This window comes from Rhodococcus sp. MT28, from assembly GCF_058792695.1.
On the sequence record NZ_JBXAFD010000003.1, the window covers coordinates 31,084 to 46,610 of the forward strand.

The 15,527-nt window shown below is 63.3% G+C and carries 15 protein-coding genes; 12 read left to right on the forward strand and 3 right to left on the reverse strand.

All coding sequences use genetic code 11. From position 1 onward, the window contains the following. Positions 1-214: 214 nt before the first annotated feature. The 9 genes from AC1Q6C_RS12860 to trmD all read left to right on the forward strand — a co-directional run bounded on the left by AC1Q6C_RS12860 (position 215) and on the right by trmD (position 9,365). On the forward strand, positions 215-1,474 hold the full coding sequence (locus tag AC1Q6C_RS12860; protein WP_042450902.1) for an ammonium transporter: 1,260 nt from the start codon (positions 215-217) through the stop codon (positions 1,472-1,474). Between the two features lie 56 nt (positions 1,475-1,530). Continuing rightward, positions 1,531-1,869, forward strand: a complete 339-nt coding sequence (locus AC1Q6C_RS12865; protein ID WP_003942772.1) for a P-II family nitrogen regulator — start codon at positions 1,531-1,533, stop codon at positions 1,867-1,869. Beyond that, complete coding sequence (locus AC1Q6C_RS12870; protein WP_003942689.1) at positions 1,859-4,366, forward strand: [protein-PII] uridylyltransferase; 2,508 nt, start codon at positions 1,859-1,861, stop codon at positions 4,364-4,366. Before AC1Q6C_RS12865 ends, AC1Q6C_RS12870 begins: the two co-directional genes overlap by 11 nt. 115 nt (positions 4,367-4,481) lie before the next feature. Then, positions 4,482-6,059 (forward strand): signal recognition particle protein, encoded by a 1,578-nt coding sequence (gene ffh, locus AC1Q6C_RS12875; RefSeq protein WP_003942713.1) that lies wholly within the window; start codon positions 4,482-4,484, stop codon positions 6,057-6,059. Between the two features lie 3 nt (positions 6,060-6,062). Further along, positions 6,063-7,145: an amidohydrolase family protein gene (locus AC1Q6C_RS12880; RefSeq protein WP_007729305.1), complete on the forward strand. Its 1,083-nt coding sequence runs from the start codon at positions 6,063-6,065 to the stop codon at positions 7,143-7,145. A 209-nt stretch (positions 7,146-7,354) separates the two neighbouring features. Next, the gene (gene rpsP, locus AC1Q6C_RS12885; RefSeq protein WP_003942818.1) at positions 7,355-7,825 is read left to right on the forward strand and encodes a 30S ribosomal protein S16; all 471 of its coding nucleotides are present in this window, start codon (positions 7,355-7,357) and stop codon (positions 7,823-7,825) included. Next, positions 7,822-8,064, forward strand: a complete 243-nt coding sequence (locus AC1Q6C_RS12890; protein WP_003939023.1) for an RNA-binding protein — start codon at positions 7,822-7,824, stop codon at positions 8,062-8,064. The genes rpsP and AC1Q6C_RS12890 overlap by 4 nt, the downstream gene beginning before the upstream one ends. Before the next feature lie 14 nt (positions 8,065-8,078). Next, entirely contained in the window at positions 8,079-8,651 is a 573-nt protein-coding gene (gene rimM, locus AC1Q6C_RS12895) for a ribosome maturation factor RimM (protein WP_007729303.1), read from the forward strand. 9 nt (positions 8,652-8,660) lie between these two features. Beyond that, complete coding sequence (gene trmD / locus AC1Q6C_RS12900) at positions 8,661-9,365, forward strand: tRNA (guanosine(37)-N1)-methyltransferase TrmD (protein WP_003942745.1); 705 nt, start codon at positions 8,661-8,663, stop codon at positions 9,363-9,365. On the opposite strand, the gene AC1Q6C_RS12905 is transcribed toward trmD, so the two are convergent. Beyond that, positions 9,362-9,937 carry a dihydrofolate reductase family protein gene (locus tag AC1Q6C_RS12905; RefSeq protein ID WP_230359761.1) on the reverse strand — a complete coding sequence of 192 codons (576 nt, stop codon included), beginning with the start codon at positions 9,935-9,937 and terminating at the stop codon, positions 9,362-9,364. The two genes, trmD and AC1Q6C_RS12905, sit on opposite strands and share 4 nt — an antisense overlap. Positions 9,938-10,005: 68 nt before the next feature. On the opposite strand from AC1Q6C_RS12905, the gene AC1Q6C_RS12910 reads away from it, so the two are divergent. Further along, a complete protein-coding gene (locus AC1Q6C_RS12910; RefSeq protein ID WP_003942695.1) occupies positions 10,006-10,584 on the forward strand; it encodes a TetR/AcrR family transcriptional regulator in 579 nt (192 codons plus the stop codon). A gap of 4 nt (positions 10,585-10,588) precedes the next feature. Here the strand turns inward: AC1Q6C_RS12910 and AC1Q6C_RS12915 are convergent, their stop codons facing one another. Together AC1Q6C_RS12915 and AC1Q6C_RS12920 are read right to left on the reverse strand one after the other, a co-directional pair. Continuing rightward, on the reverse strand, positions 10,589-11,035 hold the full coding sequence (locus tag AC1Q6C_RS12915) for a GtrA family protein (protein ID WP_007729301.1): 447 nt from the start codon (positions 11,033-11,035) through the stop codon (positions 10,589-10,591). Then, positions 11,032-13,230, reverse strand: coding sequence for a hypothetical protein (locus AC1Q6C_RS12920; protein ID WP_007729300.1), 2,199 nt, complete (start codon positions 13,228-13,230; stop codon positions 11,032-11,034). The genes AC1Q6C_RS12915 and AC1Q6C_RS12920 overlap by 4 nt, the downstream gene beginning before the upstream one ends. A gap of 172 nt (positions 13,231-13,402) precedes the next feature. Between AC1Q6C_RS12920 and AC1Q6C_RS12925 the strand changes: the two genes are divergently transcribed. Both AC1Q6C_RS12925 and rffA read left to right on the forward strand, forming a co-directional pair. Beyond that, positions 13,403-14,389 (forward strand): glycosyltransferase, encoded by a 987-nt coding sequence (locus AC1Q6C_RS12925; RefSeq protein WP_003942691.1) that lies wholly within the window; start codon positions 13,403-13,405, stop codon positions 14,387-14,389. Continuing rightward, complete coding sequence (rffA, locus tag AC1Q6C_RS12930) at positions 14,379-15,521, forward strand: dTDP-4-amino-4,6-dideoxygalactose transaminase (RefSeq protein WP_003942806.1); 1,143 nt, start codon at positions 14,379-14,381, stop codon at positions 15,519-15,521. Before AC1Q6C_RS12925 ends, rffA begins: the two co-directional genes overlap by 11 nt. Positions 15,522-15,527: the final 6 nt, after the last annotated feature.

Sequence of the window (15,527 nt, forward strand, 5' to 3'; positions counted from 1 at the left end):
CCGAAAAGGCGCACAGGGACGGTAGAACTCCCTGGCGAAACCTGTTTGCAACAAAGTTGGGCAATTGGTTCACGTCTGCGAAACGCGACAGCGCCATGGACGAAACACCAGCCCAGCACTCTTCTCCTTAACGACGTGCTGCCCGGCACGTGCGACTAGGAGGTAGTAAGTGAGTACCGACGATTTGTTGGCGAACTCCGGTAACGCCGCATGGATGCTGATGGCTGCATCTCTGGTCTTGCTGATGACACCCGGCCTCGCTTTCTTCTACGGCGGGATGTCTCGGTCCAAGTCCGTCCTGAACATGATGATGATGTCCTTCGGGGCCATGGCCGTCATCGGCGTCATCTACGTTCTGTGGGGATGGTCGATGTCCTACGGCACCGAGAACATCGGGGGCATTTTTGCCAACCCGTTCGAGTTCTTCGGCCTCAAGAACAGCATCACCGATGCTGACGGCAACTTCATCGCCGGCGCCTGGGGCTACCCCAACGTCATCGACATCGCGTTCCAGGTGACATTCGCGATCATCACCACCGCCCTCATCAGTGGTGCCCTGGCCGAGCGGGTCAAGTTCGGCACCTGGCTCCTGTTCTCGGGTATCTGGGTCACCGTCGTCTACTTCCCGCTCGCACACATGGTGTGGGGTGGCGGACTCCTCTCGGGTTCCGAGGACGGCATCGCGGCAAAGCTCTTCGGCACCACGGTCAACGACGACGGAGTCACCGTCGCCAACGTCGCTCCGATCGACTTCGCCGGTGGCACAGTCGTTCACATCAACGCGGGTATGGCCGGTCTGGTCCTCGCACTCATCGTCGGCAAGCGTCTCGGCTTCGGCAAGACCGCCTTCCGTCCGCACAACCTGCCCTTCGTGATGCTCGGCGCCGCACTCCTCTGGTTCGGTTGGTTCGGCTTCAACGCCGGCTCGGCATTCGCCGCCGACGGTAACGCCGGTCTCGCCTGGGTCAACACGACCACCGCGACGTGTGCCGCAGTCCTGGCCTGGCTCGCTACCGAGCGTATTCGTGACGGCCACGCCACCAGCCTCGGCGCAGCTTCCGGTGCGGTCGCCGGTCTGGTCGCCATCACCCCTGCTGCCGGTGCGCTCAACCCGGTCGGTTCCATCTTCCTCGGCGCAGTAGCCGGCATCCTGTCCGCTCTCGCAGTCGGCCTGAAGTTCCGCTTCGGCTTCGACGACTCGCTCGACGTCGTCGGTGTTCACCTTGTCTCCGGCCTGTGGGGCACGATCGGTATCGGATTCTTCGGCACCGCAACCGGCCTCTTCTACGGCGGCGACTACAAGCAACTGGTGGTTCAGATCGTGATCGCACTCGCAGCACTCGTCTTCACCGGCGTTCTGACGACGATCATCGGCTTCGCACTCAAGCCCCTGGGCTGGCGAATCTCGGCCGAGGACGAGGCACGCGGCATCGATGAGACCGAACACGCAGAGACCGCATACGACCTCGCGTGATCAGCACGTGATTAAAGTGAATTCAGGCACTTCAGAGTTTGGAAAGGGATGAGCACATGAAGCTGATCACAGCAATCGTCAAGCCGTTCACGCTCGAGGACGTCAAGACCGGACTCGAGCAGGCCGGAGTGCTGGGTATGACAGTCAGCGAAGTTCAGGGCTACGGCCGACAGAAGGGCCACACCGAGGTGTACCGAGGCGCGGAGTACTCCGTGGACTTCGTACCCAAGGTCCGGGTCGAGGTCGTCGTCGACGACGCGGCCGTTGACAAGGTGGTCGAGGTGATCGTCGAGGCCGCTCGAACCGGCAAGATCGGTGACGGCAAGGTGTGGGTCTCGCCAGTCGAGTCGGTCATCCGGGTTCGCACCGGGGAACGCGGTGGCGATGCACTCTGACCCGAAAGGGTCCGAGAACTTCGGCCCTGGTTCCGTCGCGAAAGCGACGGGGCCAGGGCCGGTCTCGTCAGGGGGATCCGACGAAGCTGCGGACCTGGCCCGCGCACGCAAGGCCCTACTCACCGGAGGCGTCAAGAACAGGAGGCTCGACGCCCCCGCGCTGCGACATGCACTGGTCGATCTGCACGAATTCTGGTTGACCACCAAGGGGACCGAACTGGGCATCAAACCGGATTGTGGGTTTGCCATCGTCGCCGTGGGTGGTCTCGGCCGACGCGAACTGCTGCCGTATTCCGATCTCGATCTGATTCTGCTGCATGACGACATGGACCCAGCAGTCGTGGCCCAGGTCGCGGACAGCCTGTGGTACCCGCTGTGGGACGCGCACATCAAACTCGACCACAGCGTGCGGACGCTTCCGCAGGCGCTTCAGGTTGCGGCCACCGACATGACGGCAGCACTCGGAATGCTCGAAGCACGCCACATTGCCGGCGACGTGGAGCTGAGCAACTTGTTGATCAGTGGTGTCCGACGACAGTGGCGCATGGACATCCGCAGCCGATTCGACGAATTGATCACCCAGACCCGTACGAGGTGGGAGCGCAGCGGCGAGATCGCCCATCGCGCCGAACCGGATCTCAAGAGCGGTCGTGGCGGGCTGCGTGACGTCCAACTGCTCAACGCCCTGTCCATCGCGCAATTGACCGACGGGATGCCGGGGCTGGGACCCAACTCGCCCGGCGGCGGTCTGGCACTTGCGCACAGGCGGTTGCTCGACGTGCGCACCGAACTTCACCGCGTTGCCGGTCGCGCCCGCGACCAACTGCGAGCACAGGACGCCGACGAGATCGGTGCGGCGCTACGGATCGGTGATCGATTCGATCTGGCCCGCCTTCTCAGCGAATCGGCGCGCACCATCAGCTATTCGGTCGACGTCGGTATCCGTACCGCCGGAAACTCCTTGCCCCGGCGTGGTTTGTCGCGGCTGCGTCGCGCGCCGGTGCGGCGGCCACTGGACGAGGGCGTCGTCGAGCATGCCGGCGAAGTTGTTCTGGCGCGCGATGCGAGACCGAAGAAGGATCCGGGTCTGGTGATGCGGGTCGCGGCAGCGGCGGCCACCAACGGCATGCCCATCTCCGCGTCGACGCTCAATCGCCTGGCCGACAACGCCCCGGAACTGCGTGAGCCGTGGCCGAAAAATGCAGTCAACGATCTCTTGGTCGTGCTGGGTTCGGGATCGCGTGCGGTTCCGGTGATCGAGGCGATGGACCGGACCGGGCTCTGGGGTCGACTCCTGCCGGAGTGGGGGACCATTCGCGATCTTCCGCCGCGCGACGCCGTCCATACGTGGACGGTGGATCGGCACCTGGTCGAAACCGCCGCGTATGCAAGCGGATTCACCACTCGCGTCGCTCGGCCGGATCTGCTCATGCTCGGTGCGTTGATCCACGACATCGGGAAGGGGCGAGGGGGAGACCACAGCGTCGTCGGTGCCGAATTGGCCACCGCGATCGGAAATCGCTTGGGACTCTGGCCTTCCGACGTCGCGACGTTGACGGCGATGGTGCGCTACCACTTGCTGTTGCCGGAAACCGCCACCCGTCGCGACCTCGACGATCCGGCAACGGTGCAGCGAGTGGTCGACGCACTCGAGGGAGACGGGACCCTTCTCGATCTCCTGCATTCGTTGGCGGAAGCGGATTCGCTGGCCACCGGGCCTGGTGTCTGGGGCGACTGGAAGTCGTCGTTGATCGGCGAGCTGGTGCGTCGTTGTCGTTTGCTGATGGCAGGGGAGGAGCTCCCGCAACCCGATCCACTCGCTCCCGAGCAATTGGCCATCGCCGAGGAGGGCGGGGTTCACGTCTCGCTCGTTCCGGCCGAGAATGCGCACACCTACGTCGTGACCGTCATCGCGCCCGACGCTCCCGGGCTGCTGTCTCGGGCTGCCGGAGTTCTGGCGCTGCAGTCGTTGCGGGTGCATTCCGCATCGCTGGGGTCGCATGCAGGTTCGGCGGTCAACTCGTTTGTCGTGACGCCGAGGTTCGGCACACCCCCGCAGGCGGTGCTGCTCCGGCAGGAATTGATCCGGGCTTCGGCCGGTGAACTGAATTTGCTCGAACTTCTCGACGCGAAGGACGAGGAGGCACGGGCAGAGCAGTGGGACGACCCGATCCAGACCAACAAGGATTCCGCGGTTCCGGTGCTCTATGCGCAGGCGCCACCGCGGGTCATCTGGTTCGACGCGCCCGGTGACGGTCAGGCGATCCTCGAATTGCGTACCGAGGACCGCGTCGGCCTGCTCTGCCGACTGGCCGCAGCACTCGAACACAGTGGAGCCGACATCCGGTGGGCGAAGGTCGCCACCTTGGGTTCCTCGGTGGTCGACGCGTTCTGCCTCGACTTCGGTGAGGCCGATACCCGCGCGGCGCGAGAGCGCGTCGAGGAGGCGGTGCTGGCGGTGGTTCCGGTGCCACAACCCAAGAAGAAAGAGGATTGACGGACCGGTTTCGGCAGTTACGCCCGCATCGGCTGGGATCGGTGCGGGCGTAGCGGCTAGGCTGGTGCCCGAGAATATCCACGGCTAACTCGCACGACCTTCAGGAGCGCACTCGGTGTTCGAATCCCTTTCCGACAGATTGACCGGATCTCTCAAGGATCTGCGTGGCAAGGGTCGTCTGTCCGGCGCCGACATCGACGCTACGGCCCGCGAGATCCGCCTTGCCCTGCTCGAGGCCGACGTCGCGCTTCCCGTAGTGCGCAGCTTCATCGCCAAGATCAAGGAACGCGCCAAGGGCGCCGAGGTCTCGGGTGCACTGAACCCGGCTCAGCAGGTCGTCAAGATCGTCAACGAAGAACTGGTCGAGGTTCTCGGCGGTGAAACCCGTCGACTGCAGTTCGCCAAGACGCCGCCGACGGTCATCATGTTGGCCGGTCTGCAGGGTTCCGGTAAGACCACGCTGGCCGGAAAGTTGGCCAAGTGGCTCAAGGATCAGGGGCACACGCCCCTCCTCGTCGCCTGTGACCTTCAGCGTCCCGGCGCCGTCACTCAGCTTCAGATCGTCGGTGAGCGTGCAGGCGCCGCAGTCTTCGCGCCGCACCCCGGCACCTCCATCGGCGGCGGCGAGAACGCACTGGGCGTTTCCGCAGCCGACCCCGTCGAGGTCGCCCGCGCCGGCGTCGAAGAAGCACGCAACAAGCATTACGACGTCGTGATCGTCGACACCGCCGGTCGCCTCGGTATCGACTCGGAGCTGATGGCGCAGGCCGCCGGTATCCGTGACGCCGTCAACCCGGACGAGACCATCTTCGTCCTCGACGCCATGATCGGTCAGGACGCGGTCAGCACGGCCGACGCGTTCCGTGAGGGAGTCGGCATCACCGGTGTCGTCCTCACCAAGCTCGACGGCGACGCCCGCGGTGGCGCCGCGCTGAGCGTCCGCGAGGTCACCGGCCAGCCGATCCTCTTCGCCTCCACCGGCGAGAAGCTCGAAGACTTCGACGTCTTCCATCCCGATCGCATGGCCAGCCGGATCCTCGGCATGGGCGATGTCCTGAGCCTCATCGAGCAGGCCGAGCAGGTTTTCGACGCCGATCAGGCCGAAGCGACCGCAGCGAAGATCGGTTCCGGTCAGCTCACCCTCGAAGACTTCCTCGATCAGATGATGGCCGTCCGCAAGATGGGCCCGATCGGCAACCTCCTCGGTATGTTGCCGGGTGCCGGCGGCATGAAGGACGCGCTGGCCAACGTCGACGAGAAGCAACTCGATCGCATTCAGGCCATCATCCGCGGTATGACGCCGGCCGAGCGCGACGATCCGAAGATCATCAACGCCTCACGCAGACTGCGCATCGCGAACGGTTCGGGCGTCAAGGTTTCCGACGTCAACCAGTTGGTGGACCGTTTCTTCGAAGCCCGCAAGATGATGGCTGCCATGGCCGGCCGTATGGGTATGCCCGGCGCGCGTAAGCAGGTTCGCAGCAAGAAGGGCAAGAAGGGCAAGAAGGGCGGCAAGGGCCCGACGCAGCCCAAGATGCGCGGAGGATTCCCCGGCATGGGCGGATTCCCGGGTATGCCCGGCGGAATGCCGGCCGGTATGCCCGACCTGTCGAACATGCCCAAGGGTCTCGATCAGTTGCCGCCCGGACTGGAAGGCATCGATCTCTCCCAGCTCAAGCTGCCCAAGAAGTAGTCGGTGGCTGCGCTTCATCTGCGGGGTATCGGTCTGCCCGATGCCGAGCCGATCGAATTGTGGATCGTCGACGGGCTGATTTCCTTCGAGCCGGTGTCCGGTGCGGAGACGATCGTCGAATCGGGTTGGATCACACCGGGTCTCGTGGATGCGCACTGTCACGTCGGTATCCGCTACGGCGGTGGCGGCGGCGAAACCGTCGACGGCTTGCTGGGGCAGGCGAAGACCGAACGTGACGCGGGCGTGCTGTTGCTTCGTGACGCCGGATCGCCGGTCGACACCAGGTTCATCGACGAGCGCCTCGATCTGCCGCGGATCATTCGCGCAGGTCAGCACATCGCAGCACCGAAGCGGTACATCCCGGGCCTGCCGGTCGACCTGGACGACGAATCTCAGTTGCCGGCCGAGGTGGTGCGGCAGGCACGCGCCGGTGACGGTTGGGTCAAGCTCGTCGGGGACTGGATCGATCGTTCCATCGGCGACCTCGCCCCGTTGTGGAGCGACGAGATTCTGGTCGAGGCCATCGCTGCCGCCCATGCCGAAGGCGCAAGGGTCACCGCTCACGTCTTTGCCGAGGATGCTCTGCCCGGCCTGATCAACGCCGGCATCGACTGCATCGAGCACGGCACCGGATTGACGGACGCGACCATCGAGTTGATGGTCGCTCACGGCACGGCCTTGGTTCCGACGCTGATCAACATCGCAACTTTCCCCGAGATCGCGGACTCCGCCACGCGGTATCCGATCTACGCGGCGCACATGCGGGATCTGCACGCTCGTCGACATCGGACGATCGGTGCCGCTCACGAGGCCGGGATTCCGATCTATGCCGGAACGGATGCCGGCGGATCGATCAGGCACGGGCGGATCGCCGAAGAGATCGCCGAACTCGAAGTTGCCGGTTTGACGGCGCATCAGGCGCTGGGCGCAGCCTGCTGGGACGCGCGGAGTTGGCTGGGTGCGCAGGGGATCGAAGAAGGAGCGCCCGCCGACCTGGTGGTTTATTCCGAAGATCCGCGCGGAAACCCCGATGTGCTCGCGAAGCCGATGCGTGTGATCCTCCGCGGAACCCACGTGAGTGGTTAGGGAGTCCACGCACTCTCGAAGCGCGCACAGGGTGGTTTCCGAACGAGCCCACCCATCTGGCACAATGGACCATTGTTCGTCGCAACCGGTTACGTACCGCTGCGACGGTCACAGGATAGAGGCAAAACCGGGCTCACAAATCGTGTGGGTCGCTGAATTGCACGTGACATGCGCAGCACTGTTGTGCGCGCTGAAGGAGAACTGCAGCTGTGGCTGTCAAAATCAAGCTCACCCGCCTCGGCAAGATCCGCAACGCTCAGTACCGCGTTGTCATCGCCGACTCGCGCACCCGTCGTGACGGCCGTGCGATCGAGACCATCGGCAAGTACCACCCCAAGGAAGAGCCCTCGCTGATCGACATCGATTCCGAGCGCGCTCAGTACTGGCTGTCCGTGGGCGCACAGCCCACCGAGCCCGTCGAGGCACTCCTCAAGATCACCGGTGACTGGCAGAAGTTCAAGGGCCTGCCGGGCACCGAAGGCACCCTGCGCGTCAAGGAAGCCAAGCCTACCAAGCTCGAGCTCTTCCAGGCTGCGCTCGCGCAGGCCGAGAACGAGCCGGTTGCAGAAGCAATCACCCCCAAGAAGAAGAAGGCTGCAAAGGCTGACGAGGCCAAGGCAGAAGACACCGCGGCTGACGCCGAGGCTCCCGCTGCAGACGCCGAGGCTGCTGACAAGTGAGTGCCGTCGTCGCTGATGCGGTAGAGCATCTCGTGCGTGGCATCGTCGCCAATCCCGACGATGTGCGCGTCGAGCTGATCACCGGACGTCGGGGACGGACCGTCGAGGTGCACGTGCACCCAGACGATCTCGGCAAGGTCATCGGTCGGGGTGGTCGCACTGCGACCGCTCTGCGGACCTTGGTCTCCGGCATCGGTGGCCGCGGTATCCGTGTTGATGTCGTCGACACCGATCAGTAGACGGCAGTAAACAGGTGGAACTCGTAGTCGGTCGTGTCGCGAAGTCGCATGGCATCAAAGGTGAATTGGTAGTCGAGGTTCGTACAGACGAGCCCGAGGATCGTTTTGCCGTAGGTTCCGTGCTGCGTGGGCGCAAGCCGCGCGAGTCCACACTGAAGTCGTACACAGTGGAAGCCGCCCGGGATCATTCCGGGCGGCTTCTGCTGCGCCTCGAAGGCGTCAGTGACCGTGGCGACGCAGATGCGTTGCGCGGCACACTGTTTGTCATCGACAGTTCCGAACTCAAGCCTTCGGATGATCCGGACGAGTTCTACGATCACGAACTCGAAGGACTGAAGGTCGTCCTCACGGACGGTGCCGAGGTCGGTTCGGTCATCGAGGTATTGCATTCCGCCGCAGGCGAATTGCTTTCGATTCGCCGTACCGGTGAGGCATCCGGCGAATTGCTGATCCCGTTTGTCGCCGCCATCGTCACCTCGGTGTCGATCGCCGACGGTGTCGTGGTGATCGAGCCTCCCGAGGGACTGCTCGACCCGGACTTCGGCGACAAGTCGAACAGCGACAATTCGAACGCCGACAGCGACTGATCGCTTGTCATGCGTCTCGATGTAGTCACCATCTTTCCCGAGTATCTCGAACCGCTTCGTGCTGCCTTGCTGGGCAAGGCAATCGAACGTGGCTTGATCTCGGTCGACGTCCACGATCTTCGGTCGTGGACCCATGACGTACACAAAGCCGTCGACGATTCCCCGTACGGCGGCGGACCCGGCATGGTCATGAAACCCACCGTCTGGGGCCCGGCACTGGACGACGTGATCGGGCGCTCCGATTCTTCCGGCCCGGATGATGCCGAGACCATTCTGGTGGTGCCCACTCCCGCCGGCGTCCCGTTCACCCAGGAGACCGCGCACCGCTGGTCCAACGCCAAGCACCTCGTCTTCGCCTGCGGCCGATACGAAGGTATCGATCAACGGGTTTTCGACGACGCCGCCAAGCGGGTCAGAGTCGAAGAAGTCAGCATCGGCGATTATGTCCTGATCGGCGGCGAAGCAGCCGTGCTGGTGATGGTCGAGGCTGTCGTGCGACTGATGCCCGGCGTTCTCGGCAATCAGCTTTCACACCAAGAGGATTCGTTTTCCGACGGCCTTCTCGAAGGGCCTAGCTACACTCGCCCGGCTGTGTGGCGCGACCTCGAAGTTCCGCCGGTGCTTCTCTCCGGTGATCACGCGAAGATCAAAGCGTGGCGCCATGAGCAGTCGCTGCAGCGCACGGCCGAGCGTCGACCGGATCTTCTTCCTTAGGTATTTCGCTTCAACCAGGTGATGCTTGCGCCGTCGTCGAGCGATTCGGTTGCAGTCGGTGTGAACAGTGCCGGCTCGAAGTTACTTCTGATCATCGGTATGCCTGCGCCGGCGACTACCGGATACCTCTTGATGATCAACTCGTCGATCTCCGGTAGTAGTTCGCCGGCGAGAGTTCCGCCGCCACACAGCCAGATATCTTGTCCTTCTTCCTCTTTGAGAGATCTGACTACCCCAAGCGGATCGGCGCGAACGATGGTGACGGGGGGATCCTCGGCGTCAGGGATGGTTGTGGAGACGACGAACTGACGCAGGTGCGCGAAGGGGCTTTTCAATCCGGCGGCCAGCCCGGGCTCGTAGGAGCCGCGGCCCATGACGACCGTGTCGAAGGTCCTGTTGGGCGCGTCCTCGATTCCGAGAGCGGGCCGCACATGCGTTGGCACGGTTTCAGGATATCGATCGCATATCCAGGCCGTGATCTGTTCGGAGACCGGGAGGAAGTCGAATTCGCCACCAGGCCCCGCGATGTATCCGTCGAGGGAGGCTCCCACGTAGTACACAAGCTTTCGCATAACGCGCTCCGTTCGTAGTACTATGTTTGTAGTGATTTAATTTAGGGTTGTGTCAGGAGTGATGTCAAGTGCGAAAGAACCCGGAACGTCGGCTTGCCCTGATCGACGCGGCAATCGAGGTGTTGGCCCGAGAGGGTGCTCGAGGCTTGACGTTTCGAGCCGTCGACGCCCAGGCAGCAGTGCCGAACGGGACAGCGTCGAACTACTTCTCCAATCGCGACGACCTGCTCACTCAAGCGGGTGGCCGGATCTACGAGCGACTGATTCCGGAGGACCTCGAAGGGATGATCGATCCCGTCAACGGCACCGATCGTGAGCGCCTGGTGACGCTCATGCTCGACGTGGTCGAGCGCGTCACCTCGTTCGGAACGGGTTTCCTCGCGCTCATGGAGTTGCGACTGGAGGCGACGCGTCGACCGGACCTGCGTGCGGTGCTGACCGTCCGCATCCGAGAAGACTTCGATCTGAACGTAGCCAATCATCTGGCGTCGGGCGTGCCGGGTGATGCGATGACCGTTCGCCTGCTCTATTTGTCGCTGAACTGGCTCGCACTGGATCGACTTACATTGCCGAACCTGTTCGGAGAGGAAGATATTCGGACGATCGTCGAGGCGGCGGTGGATCGAGCGTTACCCCGCGAATCGTAGAAGGTCAGTGTCGTTCGGCAGGTTTGCGGCGGAACGAGAAGTATCGATGACCGAAGAAGCTCACACCGGCGACGATCAGCATGACAACCGCCTGGGCGGGAAGCGGCGGGGCATGCAGAATCGACACCGCGATTGTTCCGAGAATCAGATTCAGCACCAGGCCACCGGAATTGACGACGATGAACGCTCCCAGGTCGCGTGCCACATGTCCGCGGACGCGGAAAACGAGAGTCCGATGCAGAACGAAAGCGATGAGGACGCTGATGGAGTACGCGCCGATCACAGCCACTTGATACAGATCCTTGTTGTCGAGGATCAGTGACCAGACCACGAAGAGCGCGTATCCGATCGCCGTATTAGCCACTCCGACAATGGCAAATGCGATGGGCTGATGCTTGACTACCCGAAGCAGTGGGCCGGGGTTCTCGGGTGATGCGATGTCTTCGGTCATGAAGACTCGGTTTTCACGGTGTTGATCCCGTCCTTGCGTCGGTTCCGCAGATACATCCACTCGAGCACGCCGAGTCCGAGGACTCCGGCGACCATCGAAGCGCCGCCGACCTTCCATCCCGGGGGACGCCACGTCAGGACAAGTTCCGCGTCTTTCGTACCGGCGGGAATGTCCACGGTGACAAAGGACTTCGCGACGACGTCGATCGGGACAGGCTGACCGTCGATGCTTGCCCGATATCCGGGCCAGCCGAGCCGTGCGAACACAACCTTGCCGCCGGTCTCCGAACTGACACGAAGGGTGCTCGACATGTTCGATTCCGCGATCGACGTAGCCTCGACGCCGTGGGCGTCGGCGATGCGTCCGTTGCGTGTCGAGACGGGGCCGTCGACGCGTTCGAGTACCGAGATGTAGTTCTCGTGTCCGGGGTAGTCGACCCATTCCCATCCGTCGGGAGCCGGGTTCTTGCGTGCATCGGGGTAGAGAGCGTTCTGAAGTACGACCCGGTCCACGTTCATCAGGTCGACGATGGTGCGGCCGGTGGTGGGTTCGACGGTGAATGCGCGCCGAAAGGCGTCGGGGCAGACGCTCATGTCCCAGCGCATGCAGAGCAGATCACCGAAGTAGAAGTGCCCGTTGGGGGTGTAGCCGCTGGTGTAGGTCAGTTCGAGGTCTTTGGGGTAGTTGCCGAAAGCCAGGGAACCGTACGCTCCGTCGAGGGTTTTGTCCCCGGGGGCGATGAGTGCACGGTCGCCCAGTTGCAGTGTCGTGCCGTCGAAGTCGGGGAAGGCCTCTTTCATCTCCGAGCGGGATTCGGGCAGGTTCCAGCTCATCGGGGTTGGTTGCGCGGCCCGAACCTGGGCGTAGGCGATGGGGGAGACCGCGACGATCGCTACGAGGCATGCGAAAGCAGTGCCTTTGGTACGGCCGAGCCAGACCATCGCGGCGCCGAGTGCGGCAACGAGCAGGGCTGAGATCACATGCCATTTCGCGAGCCCGGGAGCTGCCGAGGCTGACCGAATCAGAAGCAGGCCCACGAGGATTCCCGCTGCAACGCAGCGCCCGCGCAACTTGTCGGTCGTGGCGTAACGCCCGAGCAGGATGCACACCAGAAGCAGGAGTCCGATGGCCACCATCGGAAGCACGCGAGCGGGCCACCGCAGTGGGCCGATCGTGCTCGGCCCGGCAGTCCACATGAGGACGGCGACCGTGAAGATCCCGACGGCGGTCAATTCGCGTGCCGCGGCGCGTGCCTTGCCCCAGTCGATGAATGCCAGGGCGGGTATGAGGAACCAGGCGATGTAGACCATGGGCATGGTCTGGATGTATCCCCACCACGAGGTGAACGCGGGCATCGTGCTCGGCAGGCTCGCGTTCAGCGATTCCGACCACGGGACGGCGAGGAATGCGTCGTTCTTGACTTCGGATGCACCGCGCCAGGTGACGTCCGCGGTGAGCAGGCTCGGCAGATACGTCGCGAGACCGGCCAGAGCGGCACACGCGGACACCGCCAGAAGCCGCAGTGACGGCAGCCAACGCCGCTGATAGACAACTTCGCCGATTGCGACCGCGCCGATCATCAAGCCGGATTCGACTGCGGGGAAAACATATTGGACCGACATCGCGAGATACAAGAACACGAAGGTCGGGATCGGACCGCTCTTACCTCGGGCGTAGCGGATTGCCGACGCCCACGCCTGAACCATCCAGGCAGTGCCGGTGAAGGCAGTCATCCAACTGGCCGAGTCGAAGAACAGCAGGAAACCGGTGAACGGAATCGAGACGCCGGCGACGGCAGCCCACGTGGGCTTCGAGCCGTACTCGAGGCAGATCCGATAGACGCCGAGTGCAAGGATGATCGCGAAGATCAACTTCACGATCGTCGCGTACAACGCCAGGTTGTCGAAGGACGGTGCGATCAGGTCGATCAGGAGTTGCGGTGGATTGAGAAGGCCTGCTTCCTCGATCGCGTAGTTGCCCGCCATCCAGTTCTCGGGGACGAGCACCGGGAGGTGTCCTTCTCGCAGACTGCGGCCGAGCATGACCCACAGCGGCGCGTATTGGGACTCGGTGTCGTCGGTGTAGAAGTGACGAGCATTCGCGAGCACCACGGCCAGATAACCGGCGATGACACCGATCGCCGTGACGGCGCCCCACTTGTACACGTCTGCCCGGGCGAGAGTGCGAGTTTCCACCACGAGTTCCAGACCTTAACAGGGCAGGTGGGGCGTACGGAGACGCGAGCGCGTCACGCGCCGCCGGCATCCGAAGTCAAGACATCTCTGCGTGTTAAAGTTCGCGACGGTGTGGGCCCGATCGTGCCTGTCTCTCGGCGCCAGTCGAGCCCCCTGAAGGGAGTGGAAGCGAGTGCACTCGATTTCCGTCGTAGTGCCCGTTTATCAGGGCGAAAAGACGATCACGGCGCTCGTCGAGGAGTTGGACGGCCTGGGCACACCGAGTGCGACGCCCGGTGGTGCGCAGTTCTCCGTCGACGAGATCGTGCTGGTTCACGACAACGGCCCGGACCGCTCCGACGTCGTGTTACTCGAATTGGAGCGCCGTTTCGAGCAGGTGCGTGTCGTGTGGCTCAGCCGCAACTACGGCCAGGACGCGGCGACCATCGCCGGCATGGCCGCTGCAACTGGACAGTGGATCGTGACGATGGACGAGGACGGCCAGCACGACCCGGTGCACATCGGGGCTTTCCTCGACACCGCGCTGACGGAGCGATCCGATCTCGTGTATTCCAAACCCACGAACACACGCCCGCACGGATTCTTGCGGAACCTGACCTCGCGCGGCGCAAAGATCGTCTTGGCGACGGTATTCGCGTTCCCTGATTCGACGAGATTCGAAAGTTACCGCCTGATCCGCGGTGACATCGGCCGACAGTTGGCCGGCGTCGCGGCCAACGGCGTGTATCTGGACGTTGCGCTGACGTGGGTTGTCGGTAACACGGCCACGGCGCCGGTGACACTTCGAGCCGAAGGCCGCGAAGAATCCGGGTACAACTACCGCCGTTTGTTCTCGTTGTTCTGGAAGATGGTGTTGTGTAGCGGAACACGCGGTCTGCGGCTGGTCAGCCTGCTCGGAGTCACCCTGGCGTCGGCCGGTGTGATCATGGCCGCGGTGATCTTCATCGGGGCCATGACCGGCGACAACAACGATCCCGAAGGATGGGCGTCGATCATCATGGCGCTGTTGGTCTGTTCGGGTGCGATCCTGTTCTCGCTCGGACTCATTGCCGAATATCTCGGTGTGGCACTGCACGTCCTTGTCGGAAAGCCGCTGTATCTGACTGTCGACTCCCCGCGGCCCGGAACCTCGATCGATCGGCGTAGTCGTGAGCACTGATCGCATCATCTTCTCCCGCCCCTATCGGGCATCGAACGAATTGTCGAATCTGGCAACGGTTCTGGAGTCCGACCACATTCACGGTGACGGACGTTTCACCAAGTCCGCGACTGCAGCGCTCAAGGCGATCACCGGATCCACGCATGCTCTGCTGACCACCTCGTGCACGCATGCACTCGAATTGGGTGCGCTGCTGCTCGAATTGGGCCCGGGCGACGAGGTAATAGTTCCGAGCTTCGCGTTCAGTTCGGCGGCAACCGCCGTCGCGTTGCGCGGGGCCACTGTTGTTTTCGTCGACATCGATCCGAGTACCGGCAACATCGACCCGGCGTGCGTCGCGGCGGCGATCACCGAACGCACCAAAGCTGTACTGGTCATGCATTACGGCGGAGTCGCCGCGGACATGGAACCTCTCCTCGACCTCGCGGAACTCCACGGCGTTGCGTTGATCGAAGACAACGCTCACGGACTCGGCGGAAAGTGGCGCGGGCGCTCGCTCGGCACCATCGGAACAATCGGAACGCAGAGTTTTCACGACACCAAGAACGTTCACTGCGGTGAGGGCGGCGCGCTGTTGCTCTCTGACGATCAGTTGATGACTCGCGCCGAAATCATCCGTGAGAAGGGGACCGACCGTGCGCGTTTCCTGCGCGGCCAGGTCGACAAGTATTCGTGGCAGGACATCGGGTCGAGTTATCTGCCCAGTGAACTCAATGCCGCCGTCCTCGACGCACAACTCTCCGAGTTCGACGCGATTCAGGCGGCCAGGCATCGCGTCTGGGATGCCTACAGCGTGAGTCTGGGCGAGTGGGCGGCCGCGAACGGTGTCGTGCCCATGGCGGTGCCCGATGATCGCGAGCACACTGCGCACCTGTTCTATCTCAAGATGCCGACCGAAGAGAGCCGTGACGGCTTGATTCGGCACCTTGCCGGTGACGGAATCGTGGCGCCGTTCCACTACGTTCCGCTCGATACGAGTGCGGCCGGTGTGCGCTACGGACGAACACCGCAGCCGTGCGTGCGTAGTGCCGAGTTCTCCGCGTCGATCCTTCGACTGCCGCTGTGGCCCATGCTCACGTTCGAACAACAGGACCGGGTCATCGGTTCGGTGCTCGAGTACAAGCAGGCTTGAGGACGA

Bases quoted from the DNA above. Each gene is read 5' to 3' on its own strand.
- AC1Q6C_RS12865 (WP_003942772.1), top strand. From the start codon at position 1,531: ATGAAGCTGATCACAGCAATCGTCAAGCCGTTCACGCTCGAGGACGTC.
- AC1Q6C_RS12905 (WP_230359761.1), bottom strand. From the start codon at position 9,937: ATGCGAAAGCTTGTGTACTACGTGGGAGCCTCCCTCGACGGATACATC.
- trmD (WP_003942745.1), top strand. From the start codon at position 8,661: ATGCGTCTCGATGTAGTCACCATCTTTCCCGAGTATCTCGAACCGCTT.
- AC1Q6C_RS12860 (WP_042450902.1), top strand. From the start codon at position 215: ATGCTGATGGCTGCATCTCTGGTCTTGCTGATGACACCCGGCCTCGCT.
- AC1Q6C_RS12915 (WP_007729301.1), bottom strand. From the start codon at position 11,035: ATGACCGAAGACATCGCATCACCCGAGAACCCCGGCCCACTGCTTCGG.
- AC1Q6C_RS12870 (WP_003942689.1), top strand. From the start codon at position 1,859: ATGCACTCTGACCCGAAAGGGTCCGAGAACTTCGGCCCTGGTTCCGTC.